Annotated in this window: 19 protein-coding genes; 1 reads left to right on the plus strand and 18 read right to left on the minus strand. The window is 74.4% G+C overall.

The features are described from left to right. Position 1: 1 nt before the first annotated feature. Both SM418_RS01555 and SM418_RS01560 read right to left on the minus strand, forming a co-directional pair. A complete protein-coding gene (locus SM418_RS01555; RefSeq protein WP_371938703.1) occupies positions 2-430 on the minus strand; it encodes an SRPBCC family protein in 429 nt (142 codons plus the stop codon). Beyond that, positions 427-846 carry a hypothetical protein gene (locus tag SM418_RS01560; RefSeq protein WP_371966036.1) on the minus strand — a complete coding sequence of 140 codons (420 nt, stop codon included), beginning with the start codon at positions 844-846 and terminating at the stop codon, positions 427-429. Before SM418_RS01560 ends, SM418_RS01555 begins: the two co-directional genes overlap by 4 nt. Before the next feature lie 69 nt (positions 847-915). Between SM418_RS01560 and SM418_RS01565 the strand changes: the two genes are divergently transcribed. After that, positions 916-1233 carry a hypothetical protein gene (locus SM418_RS01565; RefSeq protein WP_371938701.1) on the plus strand — a complete coding sequence of 106 codons (318 nt, stop codon included), beginning with the start codon at positions 916-918 and terminating at the stop codon, positions 1231-1233. On the opposite strand, the gene SM418_RS01570 is transcribed toward SM418_RS01565, so the two are convergent. From SM418_RS01570 to SM418_RS01645, 16 genes are all read right to left on the minus strand, one after another. Next, a complete protein-coding gene (locus tag SM418_RS01570) occupies positions 1230-2546 on the minus strand; it encodes an alkaline phosphatase PhoX (RefSeq protein WP_371938700.1) in 1317 nt (438 codons plus the stop codon). The genes SM418_RS01565 and SM418_RS01570 overlap by 4 nt on opposite strands. 105 nt (positions 2547-2651) lie before the next feature. Then, on the minus strand, positions 2652-2831 hold the full coding sequence (locus SM418_RS01575) for a hypothetical protein (RefSeq protein ID WP_371938699.1): 180 nt from the start codon (positions 2829-2831) through the stop codon (positions 2652-2654). A 10-nt stretch (positions 2832-2841) separates the two neighbouring features. Continuing rightward, complete coding sequence (gene iolD / locus SM418_RS01580) at positions 2842-4698, minus strand: 3D-(3,5/4)-trihydroxycyclohexane-1,2-dione acylhydrolase (decyclizing) (protein WP_371938698.1); 1857 nt, start codon at positions 4696-4698, stop codon at positions 2842-2844. Next, positions 4695-5600 carry a Cgl0159 family (beta/alpha)8-fold protein gene (locus SM418_RS01585; RefSeq protein ID WP_371938697.1) on the minus strand — a complete coding sequence of 302 codons (906 nt, stop codon included), beginning with the start codon at positions 5598-5600 and terminating at the stop codon, positions 4695-4697. The genes iolD and SM418_RS01585 overlap by 4 nt, the downstream gene beginning before the upstream one ends. After that, on the minus strand, positions 5597-6538 hold the full coding sequence (gene iolC / locus SM418_RS01590) for a 5-dehydro-2-deoxygluconokinase (protein WP_371938696.1): 942 nt from the start codon (positions 6536-6538) through the stop codon (positions 5597-5599). Before iolC ends, SM418_RS01585 begins: the two co-directional genes overlap by 4 nt. Continuing rightward, positions 6535-7446, minus strand: a complete 912-nt coding sequence (locus SM418_RS01595; protein WP_371938695.1) for a TIM barrel protein — start codon at positions 7444-7446, stop codon at positions 6535-6537. Before SM418_RS01595 ends, iolC begins: the two co-directional genes overlap by 4 nt. Positions 7447-7700: 254 nt before the next feature. Beyond that, the gene (locus SM418_RS01600; protein WP_371938694.1) at positions 7701-8303 is read right to left on the minus strand and encodes an LOG family protein; all 603 of its coding nucleotides are present in this window, start codon (positions 8301-8303) and stop codon (positions 7701-7703) included. A 16-nt stretch (positions 8304-8319) separates the two neighbouring features. After that, a complete protein-coding gene (locus SM418_RS01605; protein WP_371938693.1) occupies positions 8320-9927 on the minus strand; it encodes an ABC transporter permease in 1608 nt (535 codons plus the stop codon). Beyond that, positions 9924-10832, minus strand: coding sequence for an ABC transporter ATP-binding protein (locus tag SM418_RS01610; RefSeq protein ID WP_371938692.1), 909 nt, complete (start codon positions 10830-10832; stop codon positions 9924-9926). Before SM418_RS01610 ends, SM418_RS01605 begins: the two co-directional genes overlap by 4 nt. Then, a complete protein-coding gene (locus SM418_RS01615; RefSeq protein WP_371938691.1) occupies positions 10829-11494 on the minus strand; it encodes a TetR/AcrR family transcriptional regulator in 666 nt (221 codons plus the stop codon). The genes SM418_RS01610 and SM418_RS01615 overlap by 4 nt, the downstream gene beginning before the upstream one ends. 82 nt (positions 11495-11576) lie before the next feature. Continuing rightward, positions 11577-12653 (minus strand): S1C family serine protease, encoded by a 1077-nt coding sequence (locus tag SM418_RS01620; RefSeq protein ID WP_371938690.1) that lies wholly within the window; start codon positions 12651-12653, stop codon positions 11577-11579. Positions 12654-12744: 91 nt separating this feature from the next. Further along, positions 12745-13434: a YoaK family protein gene (locus SM418_RS01625; RefSeq protein WP_371938689.1), complete on the minus strand. Its 690-nt coding sequence runs from the start codon at positions 13432-13434 to the stop codon at positions 12745-12747. A gap of 93 nt (positions 13435-13527) precedes the next feature. Next, positions 13528-13899 carry a peptidoglycan-binding domain-containing protein gene (locus SM418_RS01630; protein ID WP_371938688.1) on the minus strand — a complete coding sequence of 124 codons (372 nt, stop codon included), beginning with the start codon at positions 13897-13899 and terminating at the stop codon, positions 13528-13530. Between the two features lie 38 nt (positions 13900-13937). Next, the gene (locus SM418_RS01635; RefSeq protein WP_371938687.1) at positions 13938-14168 is read right to left on the minus strand and encodes a hypothetical protein; all 231 of its coding nucleotides are present in this window, start codon (positions 14166-14168) and stop codon (positions 13938-13940) included. Between the two features lie 217 nt (positions 14169-14385). After that, complete coding sequence (locus SM418_RS01640; protein WP_371938686.1) at positions 14386-14736, minus strand: hypothetical protein; 351 nt, start codon at positions 14734-14736, stop codon at positions 14386-14388. 9 nt (positions 14737-14745) lie between these two features. Further along, on the minus strand, positions 14746-15570 hold the full coding sequence (locus tag SM418_RS01645) for a hypothetical protein (protein WP_371938685.1): 825 nt from the start codon (positions 15568-15570) through the stop codon (positions 14746-14748). Positions 15571-15591 lie beyond the last annotated feature (21 nt).

The following is a 15591-nucleotide window of genomic DNA, read 5'->3' on the forward strand; positions in this document are numbered from 1 at the left end:
CTCACGCCTCCGACAGGGCGGCGAGGCGGCGGAGGCCGAGGGTCAGGAACGCCTTCGCGACGGGGCCGGCGACCAGCCATCCCGCGCGGCCCAGGGGACCGAGGGGCAGGTCTACGCGTTCGGCCCAGACGATGCGGCTTCCCCGCCCTTCCGGCACGACCTTGAACCACGCTTCGCCGCGCACCACGCGGCCGGTGTGCCGGACGGCGACGCGGCGGCCGTCCTCCCAGCCAGTGATGATCATGGTGTCGAGGAAGCCGACGGGGCCGATGCCCGTCCACGCCCGGAGCTCGTCGCCGACCTTGTCGCCGCCCTCGGCGCGGGTGAACGGCATCCACTCCGCGTGCCGCGGCCAGTCGGTCAGGACCTCGAAGACGCGCTCGGCGGGGGCGGCGGACACGGCCTCCGCGTGGACGGCGACCGGGCTCACTGGTGGCTCTCCTCGGTACCGGGCTCGTCCTCGACCGGCACGGTCTCCTTGCGGAGCAGGACACCGTCATCGGGCTCTTCCAGGCCGTGCAGGGCGCCGATGGCCGGTTCCCCTGCGCGCTTGCGGAGGTCGCGCAGTTGCCGTTCCAGGTCGGCCACGCGGGCGTCGCGCTCGTGCAGGGCGTCGGTCAGGCGGTGGACGGCCTCGTCCGTCACCTGCATCTGGTAGCCCCAGATCGTCGTGGGGAACCGGAGCCGGGAACCGTCCCGCGCCAGGATGGGGCGGCCGTCGGCGTCCACCTGGAGCGGCGGATAGTCCGGATGGGCCTCGGCCAGCTCGCCGCCCCTGCCCATGGCGAGGACGACGACGGCGCCCAGCACGACGAGGCCGGCCAGGACGAGCACCACGGTCACCATCACGCTCCGATCTGCCTGCGTCCCTCTGTAGGACGATCCCCGGACTCCGATCGTGCCACGCTTGGCGGCATGGGGATGCATGAGCGGATGGTCCTTCCACCGGACGCGCCGGTTCCGGACGGCGCGGTGGACGCGGGCACGGCGCCCGCCGCGAGCCGGGTGGAGCGGCTCGCGGCCTCCGGGGACGCCGTGCTGGTCACGCTGGAGACGGACGCGCGGGAGCCCGATCCCGGGCTGCTCGCCGCCGCGTCCGTCTACGCGTGGCTCGGCGTGGCCTACTTCCGGGTGCCGGAGTCGCAGGCGGACGGGATGCGCCAGGTGCTCGACATGGTGGCCTCCATCCGGGGCACCCGGCCCCCCACGCTCGCCCGCCGCGGCCTCGCCTAGCCCCGGAGCCGGCGCCAGGGGCCCGTGATGGCGAACGTAGCGCCCGGGTCCGACTGGCGGTTGGCGAACAGGATGCGGCCGTCCGGGGAGAACGTGACGCCGGTGAACTCGCTGCCGTTCAGGGCGTTGCGCGCGAACGCGAACGGCTCGTTCTTGCGGGTGGTGCCGACGAGGTACTGCTCGCCGTCGCCGTCCTCGGCCAGGATCACGCCGCCGCCGTACGGGGAGACGGTGATGTTGTCGGGACCGTCGAACCGCCCGCCCGGCTTGAAGATCAGCTGGAGCTCGATCTCGTTGCGGCGCGGGTCGTAGGTCCAGACCTGCCCGGCGTGGTCACGGGCGGCGCCGGAGCCGGTGTGGGCGAAGCTGGCGACGAAGTACGCCTTGCCGTGGCCCCACCAGGCGCCTTCGAGCTTCTGGCTCCGGGTGATCGTGTCGAACTGCCTGCGGACGGACGTCTGCTTCGCGGACGGGTCCGGGACCGCCACCCACTGCACGCCCAGCCGGGTGCCGGGCTCGGTGACGAGCGACAGGTCCGGGACGTCCCGGACGTTCATCGCCTCCAGCTCCCCGCCCCGCAGGTAGGCGTGGTAGCCGCCCTGGTGGGCGCGGGGGCGGAACCGGTAGAACAGCCCGAACGGCCCGGCGGCGTCCTCGGTCAGGTAGGCGGTGAGCGTGTGCGGGTCGACGGCGACGGCCTCGTGCGCGAAGCGGCCGAGGCCGGTCAGCGGGACGGGCTCGGTGCGCCGGCCGGTCGGGTCGACCTCGAACACCCAGCCGTGGCTCTTCGTCTCGCCCGTGACGCCCTCGGTCTCCTCGCAGGTCAGCCAGGTGCCCCAGGGGGTACGGCCGCCGGCGCAGTTCACCGCCGTCCCGGCGAGGCTGACGTACTGCGACAGCAGTTCGCCGCGGCTGTCGACCTCGAGGGTGGTGGTGCCGCCGTTCATGGCCGGGTCGTAGGTCAGCCGGGCGGGCGCGACGGCGCGGGTGCCGTTGGTGCCCTGCTCGTGGTTGCGCACCAGCCGGGTCCGGCCGTGCCTGCCGCCGGGGAAGGTGGCCGTCCCGTCGTGGTGGCCGGGGACGACCACGCCTTCGGAGATGGGGTCGCCTTCGACCGACAGCGTCTTGTAGGAGAAACCCTCGGGCAGGTCGAGAACGCCCTCGGGATCGGGGAGCAGCGGGCCGTAGCCGAACACCTCTCCGGTGTCGGCGCCCGCGGAGGTCTGGAAGATTCCCTCCAGGCTTCCGGCGAGGGCGATGGACAGCGCGCCGGCCGCGCCGCCCTTGACGACTCCGCGACGGGTCACGGACATGGGCACTCCTTCACGTAAGGGGATCACGCGGGAGCCTGGTCGCCGCCCCTGAACCGCCGGTGAACGAGCACGGACCGGATGGGAAACCCCCAGGACAATCTTGGGTCAGCGCGCCGTCGGGAACGCCACCCCCGGCGCCTCGGCGGCGCCGACGGCCGCGTCCGCCTCGGCCCGGCGGCCGAGGACGACCTCGGCGGTCTGCTGCCCGGTCGCGGGGTCGTGGACGGGCGCCGCGGTGCTCCCGCCGACTGGGACACCTCCGATCAGATGCCGAATCGAGCGCATGGCGGTCCTCTCACAGGTAGCGGCGCTGGGTCTTCTTGCCGTCGTCGTAGCGGGCGCGGGCCCGCGCGGTCGGCGCCAGCGCCGACACCTCCGCGACCGGCACGTCCCACCACGCCTCGCTGTCCGGAGCGGGGGCGAGCGGGTCGGTCTCCACGTGGACGACGGTGGTGCGCGGGGAGGCGACGGCCTCGCGCAGCGCGTCGCGGAGCCCGTCGGCGCCGTCGGCGCGGAGCACGTCGGCGCCGAGGCTGGCGGCGTTGGCGGCGAGGTCGACGGGGAGGGTCCCGCCGTCCAGGCCGGTGGCGGTCCGGGCGCGGTAGCGGGTGCCGAACCGCTCCGCGCCGACGCTCTCGGACAGGTTGCCGATGGACGCGTAGCCGTGGTTCTGGACGATGACGACGATCAGCTTGACGCCCTCGGCGACGGCCGTGGCGAGCTCCTGCGCCATCATCAGGTACGAGCCGTCGCCGACGAGGACGAGCACCTCGCGGTCGGGCGCGGCCATCTTCACGCCGAGGCCGCCGGCGATCTCGTAGCCCATGCAGGAGTAGCCGTACTCGACGTGGTAGCCCTTGGGGTCGCGGGTCCGCCACAGCTTGTGCAGGTCGCCGGGCATGGACCCGGCCGCGCACACCACCACGTCCCGGGGCCCGGACACCTCGTTGACGGCCCCGATGACCTCGGCCTGCGCGGGCAGCCCCGCCCGCCGCTCCGCGAACGCCCCGTCGACGACGGCGTTCCACCGTTCGGCGAGCGCCCGGGTCTTCTCCCGGTAGGCGGGGCGGACGGAGTGGCCGCCGAGGGACGCGTCGAGGGCTCGGAGCGCCTCCCTCGCGTCGGCGACGACCGCCGTCCCGGCGAGCTTGAGGGCGTCGGGACGAGCGACGTTGACGTTGACGAACCGGACGGCGGGGTCGGCGAACAGGCTGTGGGACGCGGTGGTGAAGTCGCTGAACCGAGTGCCGATGCCGAGCACGACATCGGCCTCGCGGGCGAGCGCGTTCGCGGCCGTCGTCCCGGTCGCGCCGATCGCGCCCACCGAGCACGCGTGGTCCCACGGCAGCGCGCCCTTGCCCGCCTGCGTCTCGGCGACCGGGATGCCGGTGTGCTCGGCGAAGGCGCGCAGGTCGTCGGTGGCCCGCGCGTAGATCACGCCGCCGCCCGCCACGATCAGGGGGCGTTCGGCGGACCGCAGCAGGCGGACCGCGTCGTCGAGGGCGGCGGGTTCGGGGACCGGGCGCGGGATGCGCCAGACGCGGCGCGCGAACAGCTCGTCCGGCCAGTCGAAGGCCTCGGCCTGCACGTCCTGCGGCAGGGCGAGGGTGACGGCGCCGGTCTCCGCCGGGTCGGTCAGGACACGCATCGCCGCCAGCAGCGCGCTGGGCAGCTGCTCGGGACGGTTGACGCGGTCCCAGTACTTCGACACCGGCTTGAAGCAGTCGTTGACCGACACGTCGTGGGAGCGGGCGTCCTCCAGTTCCTGCAACACGGGGTTGGCGGGACGCGTGGAGAAGATGTCGCCCGGCAGCAGCAGCACCGGCAGCCGGTTGATCGTCGCCAGCGCCGCGCCGGTCACCATGTTGGTCGCGCCCGGCCCGATTGACGTCGTGCAGGCGAGCGTGGACAGCCGGTCGTTCATCCGGGCGTAGCCGGACGCGGCGTGCACCATCGCCTGCTCGTTGCGCGCCATGTGGTAGGGCAGGTCGGCGGCGCGCTCCAGCAGCGCCTGGCCGAGTCCGGCGACGTTGCCGTGCCCGAAGATCCCGAAGCAGCCGGCGAAGAACCGCCGCTCCTCGCCGTCCCGCTCGCTGTACTGCGCGCCCAGGAACCGGACGACCGCCTGGCCGACCGTCAGTCTCGTGCTCATATGACCTCCACTGCTGCGTCCACGGCTCCGGCCACATCGCCGTCGGCAGGGTAGAGAAGGGAGCGGCCGACGACCAGGCCCCGCACGGTCGGGAGCCGCATCGCGCGGCGCCAGCCGTCGCGGGCGGCGCGCGGGTCGGTGGAGACCTCGCCGCCGAGCAGGAGCGCGGGCAGGGTCGAGGCGGCCATCACGCGCTCCATGCCGGGGACGACGGGGACCTTCAGCCAGGTCCGCGCCGAGGTGGTGCCGAGGCCGGCGGCGATCGAGATCGCGCGGATCATCGCCTCCGGGGTGAGGTCGTTGCGGACGCGTCCGTCGACCCGGCGGGCGATGAACGGCTCGACCATCGCCATCAGCCCGTGCCCGGCGAGCGCCGACACCGCGCGGGCGCAGCCCTCCAGGGTGCGGGGCGTCGCCGGGTCGGCGTCGTCGACCCGCAGCAGGACCTTGCCGCCGTCGAGGCGGGACGCGGCGATCGCGTCGGCGCTGTAGGCGGTGAAGCGGTCGTCGATCTCGAAGGACGCGCCGGCGAGCCCGCCCCGGTTCATCGAGCCGATCACGATCTTGCCGTCGAGGGCGCCGAGGAGCAGCAGGTCCTCGGCGACGTCCGGGGTGGCGAGGACGCCGTCCACCCCGGGGCGTTCCAGGGCCGTGCACAGCCGGTCGAGCAGCTCGCCGCGGTCGGCCATGGCGAGCGGGTCGCCGCCGGCGGCGAGGGCGCCGCGGGCGGGGTGGTCGGCGGCGATCAGCATGAGCCGCCCGGTCGGGCCGAGCAGCGACGCGCGCCGGGTGCGGCGGGCGGCGGCCGCGGCGATGGACTCGGGGCGGGCGGCGCGCGTCTCGGCGAGCGCCGCGATCCGCCCGGCCCGCGACCCGGGCGGGGTCCGCGTGTCGAGGGTCACGGGGCCACCGCCGACTCGATCTCGGCCAGGGTGGGCATCGCGTCCGAGCAGGCGAGCCGGGACGCGACGACCGCGCCGGCCCGGTTGGCGAAGCCGATCGCGCGCGGGAGGTCCCAGCCGGCGAGCAGCCCGTGGCAGAGGGCGCCGCCGAACGCGTCCCCGGCGCCGAGGCCGTTGACGACCTCGACCGGTACCGGCGGGGCCTCCACCACGTGCCCCCGGTCGTCGACCGCGAGGACGCCGTCCGGGCCGCGCTTGACGACGGCGAGGCGGACGCCCCGGTCGAGCAGCGCGCGGGCGGCCCGCATCGGGTCGGACTCGCCCACGGCGACCTCGCACTCGGTGAGGTTGCCGACCGCGACGGTCGCCTGTTCGAGGGCCTCGCCCGTCCGGCGCCCCGCCTCGGCCGGGGAGTCCCAGAACATGGGCCGGTAGTCCAGGTCGAGGACGGTGAGGCCGGCGCGGCGGCGGGCGCCGAGCGCGGCGAGCGTCGCCGTCCGGGACGGTTCGGCGCACAGCCCGGTCACGGTCGTCCAGAGCAGCCCGGCCGCCTCGATGGCGGGGACGTCCAGCTCGTCCGCGCGGATCTCCAGGTCGGGGGCCTTCGGGAAGCGGTAGAAGTACAGCGGGAAGTCGTCGGGCGGGAACAGCTCGCAGAAGGTGACGGGCGTCGGCAGGCCGGGGACGTCGGCGACGAACCGGGCGTCCACCCCGTAGTCGGCGAGGGCGCGGCGGACGAAGCGGCCGAACGGGTCGGCGCCGGTGCGGGTGACCACGGCGGCGCGGCGGCCGAGCCGGGCGGCGGCGACCGCGACGTTGGTGGCGCTGCCGCCGAGGAACCGGGCGAAGGTCTCGACCTCGTCCAGCCTGGCGCCGGACTGCAGCGGATAGAGGTCGACGCCGACGCGGCCCATGGTGATGACGTCGAACCGGGTCATGCGGGGATCCCGGCGAGGAAGTCGACGCAGGCGCGCACGTCGGCGACGGGACCGGCGCCGGGCGCGGGCTCGGCATCGATGATCATGTCCTGTTCGAGGACGTACCAGCCGTCGTAGCCGGCGCCTTCGAGGGAGCCGATGACCCCGGCGATGTCGACGTCGCCCGCGCCGAGCGGGCGGTAGACGCCGTCCCGGACGGCGTCGGTGTAGGAGGTCCGGCCGGCCTGGACGGCTCCGGCGAGGCCGGCGTCGACGTCCTTGAGGTGGACGTGCGCGATCCGCCCGGGGGCGCGTGCGGCGAGCTCGCCGGGGTCCGTGCCGCCGATCAGCAGGTGCCCGGTGTCCAGGCAGAGCGGGACGCCGGACCCGTCGAGCACGCGCCGCACCTCGTCGGACCGCTCGACCATCGTCCCGACATGCGGGTGCAGCACCGCGCGGACCCCGGCCTCGGCCGCGACCGCGTCGACCCGGTCGAGGTTGCCGAGCAGCGCCGCCCAGCCCGCCGCGTCGAGCGCCGGCCGCTCGTCGTAGCCGTCCAGGCCGGTGACGGCCGCCAGCACCAGCGTGAGGCGCTCATTGGACCGTTCCATATCAGCCTCAGACAGACCGACCCCGGACACCCCGAACCCGGACAGCACGCGCCGGACGTCGGGCAGCGGGTCGCGGCCCGGCTCGTGCAGCACGACCGGCGCGAACCCGCCCACCGGGCGGAGCCCGTACCCGGCCAGCAGCGCGGCCCGCTCGGCGGCCCCGGCCGGCAGGAAGCCGTCCGGCCCGAACTCGGTGGCGGCCAGCCCGAGGTCGCGCATCTCCGCCAGCACCCGCGCGGGCGCGAGCTGGTGCCCCCAGCCCGGAACCTCGCACACCCCCCACGAGATCGGGGCCCCCGCGAAACGATCTTTGATCATCGGCTCACCATCTCTCCAGCGGACGTGCCCGCACCGGCCGGGACGCGATGACCTTGTCAGGACATCATGGAGCAATGGTCGACCGCGGGCTCCCCGCGCGCAAGCGTGGCGTCGGCGCGCAGGTGGGTGCGGTCAGAGATCCGCCGACCGCTCCTCGTTCGCGCACACCCTCGTCGCGCGGCGGCCGCCGGGCGCCTCGCCCGCACGCCACCTCGCGCGGCGTCCGGCCCGAAGGGCGGTCGCCCCGAGCATGGCTAGAGCTCGGCTTCGGCGTAGTCCTCGGGGGAGAACTCGATGCGGGGCTGCGCCCGCTCCAGCAGGTCGAACGCGTCGGGGACGGAGGCTGTCCAGCCGATGGCGTCCCAGATCCGGGGGCGGGCGAAGCCCTGGTCGGTGAGGCCCTTCATCAGTTCGCGGAGCGGCTCGTAGACGCCGGTCGGGTCGAGGATGACGACGGGCTTCTCGTGCATGGCGAGGACGCGGGCCGTCCACACCTCGAACAGCTCCTCCAGCGTGCCGATCCCGCCGGGCAGGATGAGGAACGCGTCGCTGCGCCGGTCCATCTCGCCCTTGCGCGCCCGCATGTCCGAGGTGATGATCAGCTCGTCGTTGTCCTCGTCGGAGATCTCGACGCTGACCAGGCCCTCGGGGATCACCCCGACGGTGCGGGCGCCGCCGGCCCGCGCGGCGCGGGCGACGGCGCCCATGCACGACACCTGGGCGCCGCCGCTGACCAGGCTGTGGCCGCGCCGGGCCAGCTCCGCGCCGACCTCGGCGGCGAGGTCGGTGTACCGGCGGTCGATCTTGCCGCTGGACGAGCAGAACACGCAGACGGCGAGGGGCTTCGACGTTCTCATCGGGCCAATCTAACCGCTAGCGGGACGCGAGATCGCGGCGGCGGAAACCGACCAGTCCGGCGGCGGACAGCGCGGCCGTGATCGCCACGAGCCACAGCACGGGCGTGAGCGTGAACGGCTGCCCCGGAAGCTTCGGGATGTGGCTGAACGGCGAGATGTCCAGCGCCCACTGGTCCAGCCCGAGCGCGGCCCCGAAGAGGGTGATCAGCGCGCACACGCCGACCGCGGCCCAGGACCCGCCGGCCGTCAGCCCGGGAACCAGCCCGAACAGCGCGAGCGCGAGCGCGGCGACCAGCCAGACGGCGGGCAGCTGCGCCAGCGCGGCGCCGAGGACGCGCGGCACCTCGCGGCCGAGGTCGCCGGCGTCCAGGCCGTGCGCCACCCCCGCAGCGAGCCCGGCGACGGTGAGCACGGCGACCGGGCCGAGGAGGGCGAACAGCAGGTGGCCGGACGCCCAGCGCAGCCGTCCCGTCGCGGTGGCGAGCAGCGGTTCGGCGCGCTGCCCGGCCTCCTCGGTGCGCAGCCGCAGCGTGGCCGACACCGCGTAGGCCGACGCGATCAGGCCGAGCATGCCCATCACCGAGGCGAAGTAGGCGTCGGTGATGGCGGTCCGCCCGCCGAGCCGGGTGAAGATCTCCGCCAGGTCGGGGTCGTCCTTCACCATGTCGAGGACCCCGCCCGCGACGGCGCCGTACACGACGCCGAGCGCGGCGAACCCGGCGAGCCACCCGTACAGGGGACGGCTCTGCAACCGCCAGGCCAGCCCGAACGCCCCCGACAGCCGTGCCGGGGCGTCCGCCGGGCCGAGCCGCGGCGGCAGCACGCCGGAGCCGACGTCCCGGCGCGCCGACAGCACTCCGGCGGCGGCCACCAGCACCGCGACCAGGGCGGCGACCAGCGCGAGCGTCCACCAGTGTTCGCCGCCGTAGGCGCGCAGCCGGTTGCCCCAGCCGAACGGGGACAGCCAGCCGAGCCAGGAGAGGCCGTTGCCCGCGCCGCCGACGTCGGCGGCCATCCGGATCGCGAACGCGGCGCCGAGCGCGGCGATCGCCGTTCCCCTGGCGGTGCCGGCGCCCTCGCTGAGCTGCGCGGTGACGCCCGCGACGGCGGCGAAGACGCAGCCGCCGGCGGCCATCTGCAGGCCGAAGGCCAGCGATCCGGCGACCGGAAGGCCCTGCCCGGCCAGCCCCGCGGTGAGCAGCGCGGCGAGGACGAGGTTCGCCCCCATCGTCACGACGAGCGCGGCGGCGAGCCCCGCGCCGCGGCCGGTCACCGTCGCGCCGAGCAGCTCGCGGCGGCCCGCCTCCTCCTCGGTGCGGGTGTGCCGGACGACGGTGAGCACGCTGATCAGCCCGACCACCACCGGGATGAAACCGGAGCGCTGGGCGATGATGCTGCCGAGACCGGTGCCGTGCATCGGCCCGTAGAGGGCCAGGAACGTCGGGTTGGTCCCGGTGGTCCGCGCGTAGTGGAGCTGGTCGGCGGCCTCCGGGTAGAGGCTCTCGGTGGCCCCGACGAACCCGAGCGGGACCACCCCGACCCAGCTCACCCAGGCGGGCAGCAGGACCCGGTCGCGGCGCAGGATCAGCCGGATCAGCCCGCCGGTGCCGGTCAGCGCGCTCACAGGCCCGCCCCCTGGAGTTCGTCCTTGTAGTGGCGCAGGAACAGCTCCTCCAGCGTCGGCGGGCGGCTGACCAGGCTGCGGACGCCGACCTCGGTGAGGACGCGGAGCACGGTGTCCAGCTGCGGGGTGTCCACCTCGAACTTGATGGTGGTGCCGTCGATGTGGACGTCGTGGGCGCCGGGCAGCGGGATGCCGTCCGGCGGGGCCGCGAGTTCCGCGTGGATCGAGGTGCGGGTCAGATGCCGCAGCTCGTCGAGGGTGCCGGACTCCACCGCGACGCCGCCGCGGATGATCGTCACGCGGTCGCAGAGCGCCTCGACCTCGGACAGGATGTGGCTGGACAGCAGGACGGTACGGCCCGCGCGCCGCTCCTCGCGGACGCACTCCTGGAAGACCTCCTCCATCAACGGGTCGAGGCCGGAGGTCGGCTCGTCCAGCAGCAGCAGTTCGGCGTCGGACGCGAGCGCGGCGACCAGTCCGACCTTCTGCCGGTTGCCCTTGGAGTAGGCCCGGCCCTTCTTGCGCGGGTCGAGCTCGAAGCGGTCGAGCAGGTCGGCCTTGCGGTGCGGGTCCAGGCCGCCGCGCATCCGGCCGAGCAGGTCGATGACCTCGCCGCCGGACAGGTTCGGCCACAGCGTGACGTCGCCGGGGACGTAGGCGAGCCGGCGGTGCAGCTCGGTCGCGTCCCGCCAGGGGTCGCCCCCGAGCAGCCGGACGGTGCCGGCGTCGGCCCGCAGCAGGCCCAGCAGGACGCGGATGGCGGTCGACTTTCCGGCGCCGTTCGGGCCGAGGAAGCCGTGCACCTCACCGGCTCGGACGGTCAGGTCGAGCCCGTCCAGCGCGCGCGTCCGGCCGAACGTCTTGACCAGGCCGGATACGGATATCGGGGGCGTGTTCGCGGTCACCGGTTCTCCTTGTCGGGGGGCTGCCCGCCGGCGGCGAGCATGCTCTTCAGCGCGACGCGCGCCTGGTCGACCAGTTCCGGCGACATGAGGTCGTCGTCGAGGATCTCCAGTGCCGCGAGCGCCATCCTGGGGTAGCCCTCGGCCGTGAAGGTGTCGACACCGAGGGCTCTGGACAGGTGGTCGTGCAGGACGACCATGCCGACGCTCATCGCCGTCATGACGGTGGCGTAGGCGTGCAGGTCGTCGGTGGTGGGCCTGCGCATGCCGGGGGTGCCGCGCTCGAAGATCTCCTCGGTGAACGCCACCGCGTCGTCGAAGAGTGTGTTCGCGGCCTCCGAGCCGTCGGTCAGGGCGCGGGCCAGGTAGCGCTGGACGGGCAGGGCCGTCCGCACGGCGATCGCCAGGAAGCCGGGGTCGCCCATCGCGCCGTCGAGCGCCTCCGCCTTGGTCTCGCGGATGACCTCGATGACGTACTCGTCGCACGCCTGGCGCAGCGCGCCCTTCGTCCCGAAGTGGTGCTGGACGAGCGCGGGCGAGACCCCTGCGGCCTTCGCGATGCCGCGGATCGTCGCGCCCTTCTCACCGTGCTCGGCGAACTCCAGCAGCGCCGCGTCCCGGATCCGGGCCCGTCCGGTCAGATCGTCGGCTCGCTCGGCCGGCATCCGCACCCCCTGTACCGATGTTCAGTAGCCTGTACAGTTGTACACTGTACTCCCGTACAGGCCACCGGTCCACCGGCCGGGATCAGCCGCCGGGCAGCTGCCCGAGGGTCACCTCGACAGTCTTCTTCGTACCGTCCTCCTTCTGGATCTCGACCTTGGCCTTGTCGCCGGGCTTGAGGCTCGCGAGCACCGACGACAGCGCCGTCTGGTCGGGCGTCGCGGTGCCGTTCACCGACAGGATCAGGTCGCCCGGCACGATGCCCGCCTTGGCGGCGCCGCCGCCCCGCTGGACGTCCACGACCGCGACCGCCGTCCGCTGCCCGCTCTGCGGATCGACGAGCGTGCGGACCGTCACGCCGAGCGCCGCCCGGCCGGAGTTCGACACCTTCCCGGTCTGGATGAGCTGCGGGACGATCGACTTCACCGTGTTGCTCGGCGTCGCGAACCCGATCCCGGCCGCCTGCCCGCCGACCGACGGGTCCGACGCGGCGGCGGTGGGAATGCCGATCACCTGCCCGGTCAGCGTGACGAGCGCGCCGCCGCTGTTGCCCGGGTTGATCGCCGCGCTCGTCTGGATGGCGTCGGCGATCGTGGACCCCTGGAACGCTCCCTCGCCCTTGGTCGAGACCGTCCGGTGCAGCGCGGAGACGATCCCGTTCGTCACGCTCCCGGCCAGTCCCAGCGGGTTCCCCATCGCGAGGACGATCTGCCCGACCGCCGCCTTGCCCGAGTCGCCCCACGACGCCGGCTTGAAGCTCCCGCCGTTCACCTTGATGACGGCGAGGTCATCGGCCGCGAACGCGCCGACCGGCTGGGCGGTCAGCGTGGCGCCGCCGCCCGAGGACGTCACCTCGATCTTCTTGGCCCCGGCGACCACGTGCGCGTTCGTGACGATGTGGCCCTGCTCGTCGAAGACGACGCCCGAGCCCTCCGACCGGTCGCTCTGGATCTTCACCACCGACGGCAGCACCGCCGCGACGACCCGCTCGTAGTCCTGCTCCAGCGCCGACGCCGACCCGCTGACCGGCGGCGAGGTCTGCGCCGCCGGCGCGGCCGACTTCTCGGCGTCGCCGCCGCTGCACCCCGCGAGCGCCAGCGTTCCCGCCACCGCCACCGCCACCGCCACCGCGCAGGCCCTGGCCTTCCCGTTCCTGTCCACGCCCCCACCTCCAGGAGGGACAGTTCCCCCCTCCCGGAGATCAGCCGCCGCAAGGGTCACATTTTGCGACACCGTGCCCCGGACCGGGGCGTCACCGGTCCTTCTCCGGAGGCTGCGCGCAGGCCGCCGCCGTGAGGACCGCCAGGATGCCGAGCGGGACGAGCGCGGCCGTGCCGCCCCAGTAGCGGAAGGCGTAGGCGCCCGCCACCACGCCGGCCAGGAAGAAGACCAGGACCGAGACTTGCAGCGGGTGGCTCGGCGGACGCGGGAGGGGGCGGCCGCGGAGCCTGCCCGTGAGGTCGGCGGTGAGCGAGGTGATGGTGCCGGTGATGAAGACGGTCGTCACCCCGCGGACGCCCAGCCGGGTCACCGCGCCGCTCTGCAGGCCCATCGCGATCCCGGCGAGCAGGATGTAGCCGTAGCGCGGCGGCCCGTGCGCGGGTTCGTCCATGGCATGCCACCAGCCGAACCAGGCGGCGAGCGGGACCAGTTCGGCCGCGAGGCAGGACGCGAGCAGCCGGCGGCGGCCGACGAGCAGCTGGCTCACGACGACGCCGAGGACGAAGCCCGCGAGGGCGCAGGCCGGGCGCAGGGCCGCGCCCGCCTTCCCGGCCGCGATGCCGATGCCGAGCAGCGCGGTGTTGCCCGTCATGTTCGCGGTGAACACGTGGCCGAGCCCCAGGTAGCTGATCGCGTCCGTGGAGGCGGAGACCAGCGCGAGGCCGGGCAGGATCACCGTGCGCCCGGCGGGGGTCACGGCGCGCCGCCGGACCCGCGGCACGGTTCCGCGTCGGCGCCCGCTCGCATCGCCCCCTCCCTTCCACGTGCGTCTACTACCGCGGAGAGGGGTACCGAAACGACCGCCGGGACGGGGTCAGCCCCAGGTCGCCGCCCACGTCCACGCGTCGATCTCGCCGTCGTCGGTGAGGCCCGTGCGCCGCTGGAGCGACTTGGCGACCTTGCTCGACCGCGGCCCGTACCATCCGTCGACGTTCAGCGTGTAGCCCTTCTTGCACATCTGCCGCTGCCACCGCTCGACGTCGCTGCCGTACATGATCGGCATTCCCGGGCCGCGGTACTTCAGCGTCCGGCGCGGGAACGGCGGCATGCCCTTGATCATCTGGACGACGGTGCGGCGCGGCCGGCGGTGCCTGCCGCCGAGTCCCCGCTGCAGCCACGGCGCCCACTGGACCGGCGCGGCGTACCCGGGCGCCGCGCCCGCCGTCCCCATCACGTCCTGTTTCATTGAAGCCACTGTTCATTCCTCTTCGCGGATTGCGGATCTCAGCGCGGGGCCAGGCAGGGGCCCGGGGACGCGGCCAGCCGGGACATCTCGACACCGATCACGATCGCGCCGAGCAGGGCCAGCGCTATGACGCACACGATCAGCGCAAGGTCCGTCCACACCCGGTAGCTCGCCGGGAGGCGCGCCGGCAGGGCGGCGTCCGCCCCGCGGGAGGCGTCCGGCGGCTCCAGGCGGAGCAGGGAGGCGATCTCGGGTTCGTGCAAGGTCATTGCTCACTACCGTCCATGGGAATTCGTTGGAAAGGCCGGCGGCCACGCCCGGTGCCCGGCGTGGCCGCCGGCGACGGCGGATCTCCTCCCCCATACGAGACCCGCCCCCCGAAGGTCGTCCCCCTCCCCCCACTCGGGAGACGACATGGTCATCAGCGGTTCGTCACCGCCATCCGCGTTTCGTCACCGCCGTCAGCGGACCGCCGTCAGCGGTTCGTCACCGCGCGTCCCAGCTGTGCAGCCGGACGACCCGGCGGAGCTGCTCGGCATGGGCGCCGGTGTCGGCGCGGGGCAGCGCCTCCCACCGCTTGGCGAGGTCGTAGCAGGCCTCGGTCAGCGAGCGGTGTTCGCGGAGCGCCTCCGTCCCCACCGCTTCGGCCCGGTTCCGCGCCGCCACCGCCTCGTCGCGCTGGGAGGCGATGAGCCGGACGGCCTTCTCCGCCCTGCCGAGCGCCGCCAGCGTCTCCGACGTCCTCCAGTGCAGGTGCCGCCGGCGCCGGACGGCGAACAGGCCGCCCAGCGTGATCGCCGCGACCAGGGCGGCGGCCCAGGCTTGTCCCCCGATCACCGTGCCACCTCACGTCCGGGAGGCGCTCTCGGCCCCACCGCCGTGCCGCACCAGGGACACCACGCCGCCGGCGCGCTGCTGGCCCGGCTCCGCTCCGGAGTCGCGCTGCCCGGACGGCGCCGGGACGACCGCGTCCCGCGCTCCCGTGTCCGGCGCGTCCTCGTCCCGCGCGCCCTCATCCCACGCGTCCTCATCCCACGCGTCCGCGTCCTCGGCGGGCGGCCAGGCCCGGACGGCGAGGACCTCGTCCAGCAGCGGCCACGCGACGGGCACGCCGTCCTCGTCCAGGAGGGTGAGCTGCCCGCCTTCGACGGAGCCGAGCAGGCCGATGTCCCGGGTCCCGTCGGAGTTGTCCACGCGGACCTGGCGGCCCATGAGCGCGGCGAAGGCGCGGGGCACGCCGATCTGGATCTCCGGTTCCGGCGGGAACGGCGGCGGGGCGCCGGTGCGCGCCCGCTCGTCCGCGTGCAGGGCGACGACGTGCGCGGCCGCGTAGAGCGCGCGCATCGAGGCGGCCAGCTGCCCGAACTGCCCGGCGGTGGCGTCCGGCGGCAGCGCCATGCGGATGCCGCCGATCGCGAGGCCGAGCCCCTCGTCCTCCCCATCGACCTCGCGGATCTCGCCGGGGGACGGGATGGGCGCCGCTCCGTGCGCGATCGCCAGCAGGAACTTCGCCTCGCCGGCCAGCCCCTGGTGGCGGTGCAGGACCTCCATGACCTCGAAGGCGCCCTTGCGGTGGTTCTCGAGTTCCTCGTGGGCCCTTTCGACGGCGACCTCGTGCTCGGCGACCGACGCGGCCAGGTCGTTGATGGTGCCCTGACTGAGCCAGTTCATCGGACGCCTCCGGCGGGGCCT

Origin of the sequence: Actinomadura chokoriensis (assembly GCF_041463665.1) — a bacterium.
GTDB classification, from domain to species: Bacteria; Actinomycetota; Actinomycetes; order Streptosporangiales; family Streptosporangiaceae; genus Spirillospora; species Spirillospora chokoriensis_A.

Coding starts and splice junctions, on each gene's coding strand:
- SM418_RS01635 (WP_371938687.1), bottom strand. CDS start 14,168: ATGACCTTGCACGAACCCGAGATCGCCTCCCTGCTCCGCCTGGAGCCG.
- SM418_RS01630 (WP_371938688.1), bottom strand. CDS start 13,899: ATGAAACAGGACGTGATGGGGACGGCGGGCGCGGCGCCCGGGTACGCC.
- iolD (WP_371938698.1), bottom strand. CDS start 4,698: ATGAGCACGAGACTGACGGTCGGCCAGGCGGTCGTCCGGTTCCTGGGC.
- SM418_RS01565 (WP_371938701.1), top strand. CDS start 916: ATGGGGATGCATGAGCGGATGGTCCTTCCACCGGACGCGCCGGTTCCG.
- SM418_RS01645 (WP_371938685.1), bottom strand. CDS start 15,570: ATGAACTGGCTCAGTCAGGGCACCATCAACGACCTGGCCGCGTCGGTC.
- SM418_RS01600 (WP_371938694.1), bottom strand. CDS start 8,303: ATGAGAACGTCGAAGCCCCTCGCCGTCTGCGTGTTCTGCTCGTCCAGC.
- iolC (WP_371938696.1), bottom strand. CDS start 6,538: ATGACCCGGTTCGACGTCATCACCATGGGCCGCGTCGGCGTCGACCTC.
- SM418_RS01560 (WP_371966036.1), bottom strand. CDS start 846: ATGGTGACCGTGGTGCTCGTCCTGGCCGGCCTCGTCGTGCTGGGCGCC.
- SM418_RS01615 (WP_371938691.1), bottom strand. CDS start 11,494: ATGCCGGCCGAGCGAGCCGACGATCTGACCGGACGGGCCCGGATCCGG.
- SM418_RS01575 (WP_371938699.1), bottom strand. CDS start 2,831: ATGCGCTCGATTCGGCATCTGATCGGAGGTGTCCCAGTCGGCGGGAGC.
- SM418_RS01570 (WP_371938700.1), bottom strand. CDS start 2,546: ATGTCCGTGACCCGTCGCGGAGTCGTCAAGGGCGGCGCGGCCGGCGCG.
- SM418_RS01595 (WP_371938695.1), bottom strand. CDS start 7,446: ATGATCAAAGATCGTTTCGCGGGGGCCCCGATCTCGTGGGGGGTGTGC.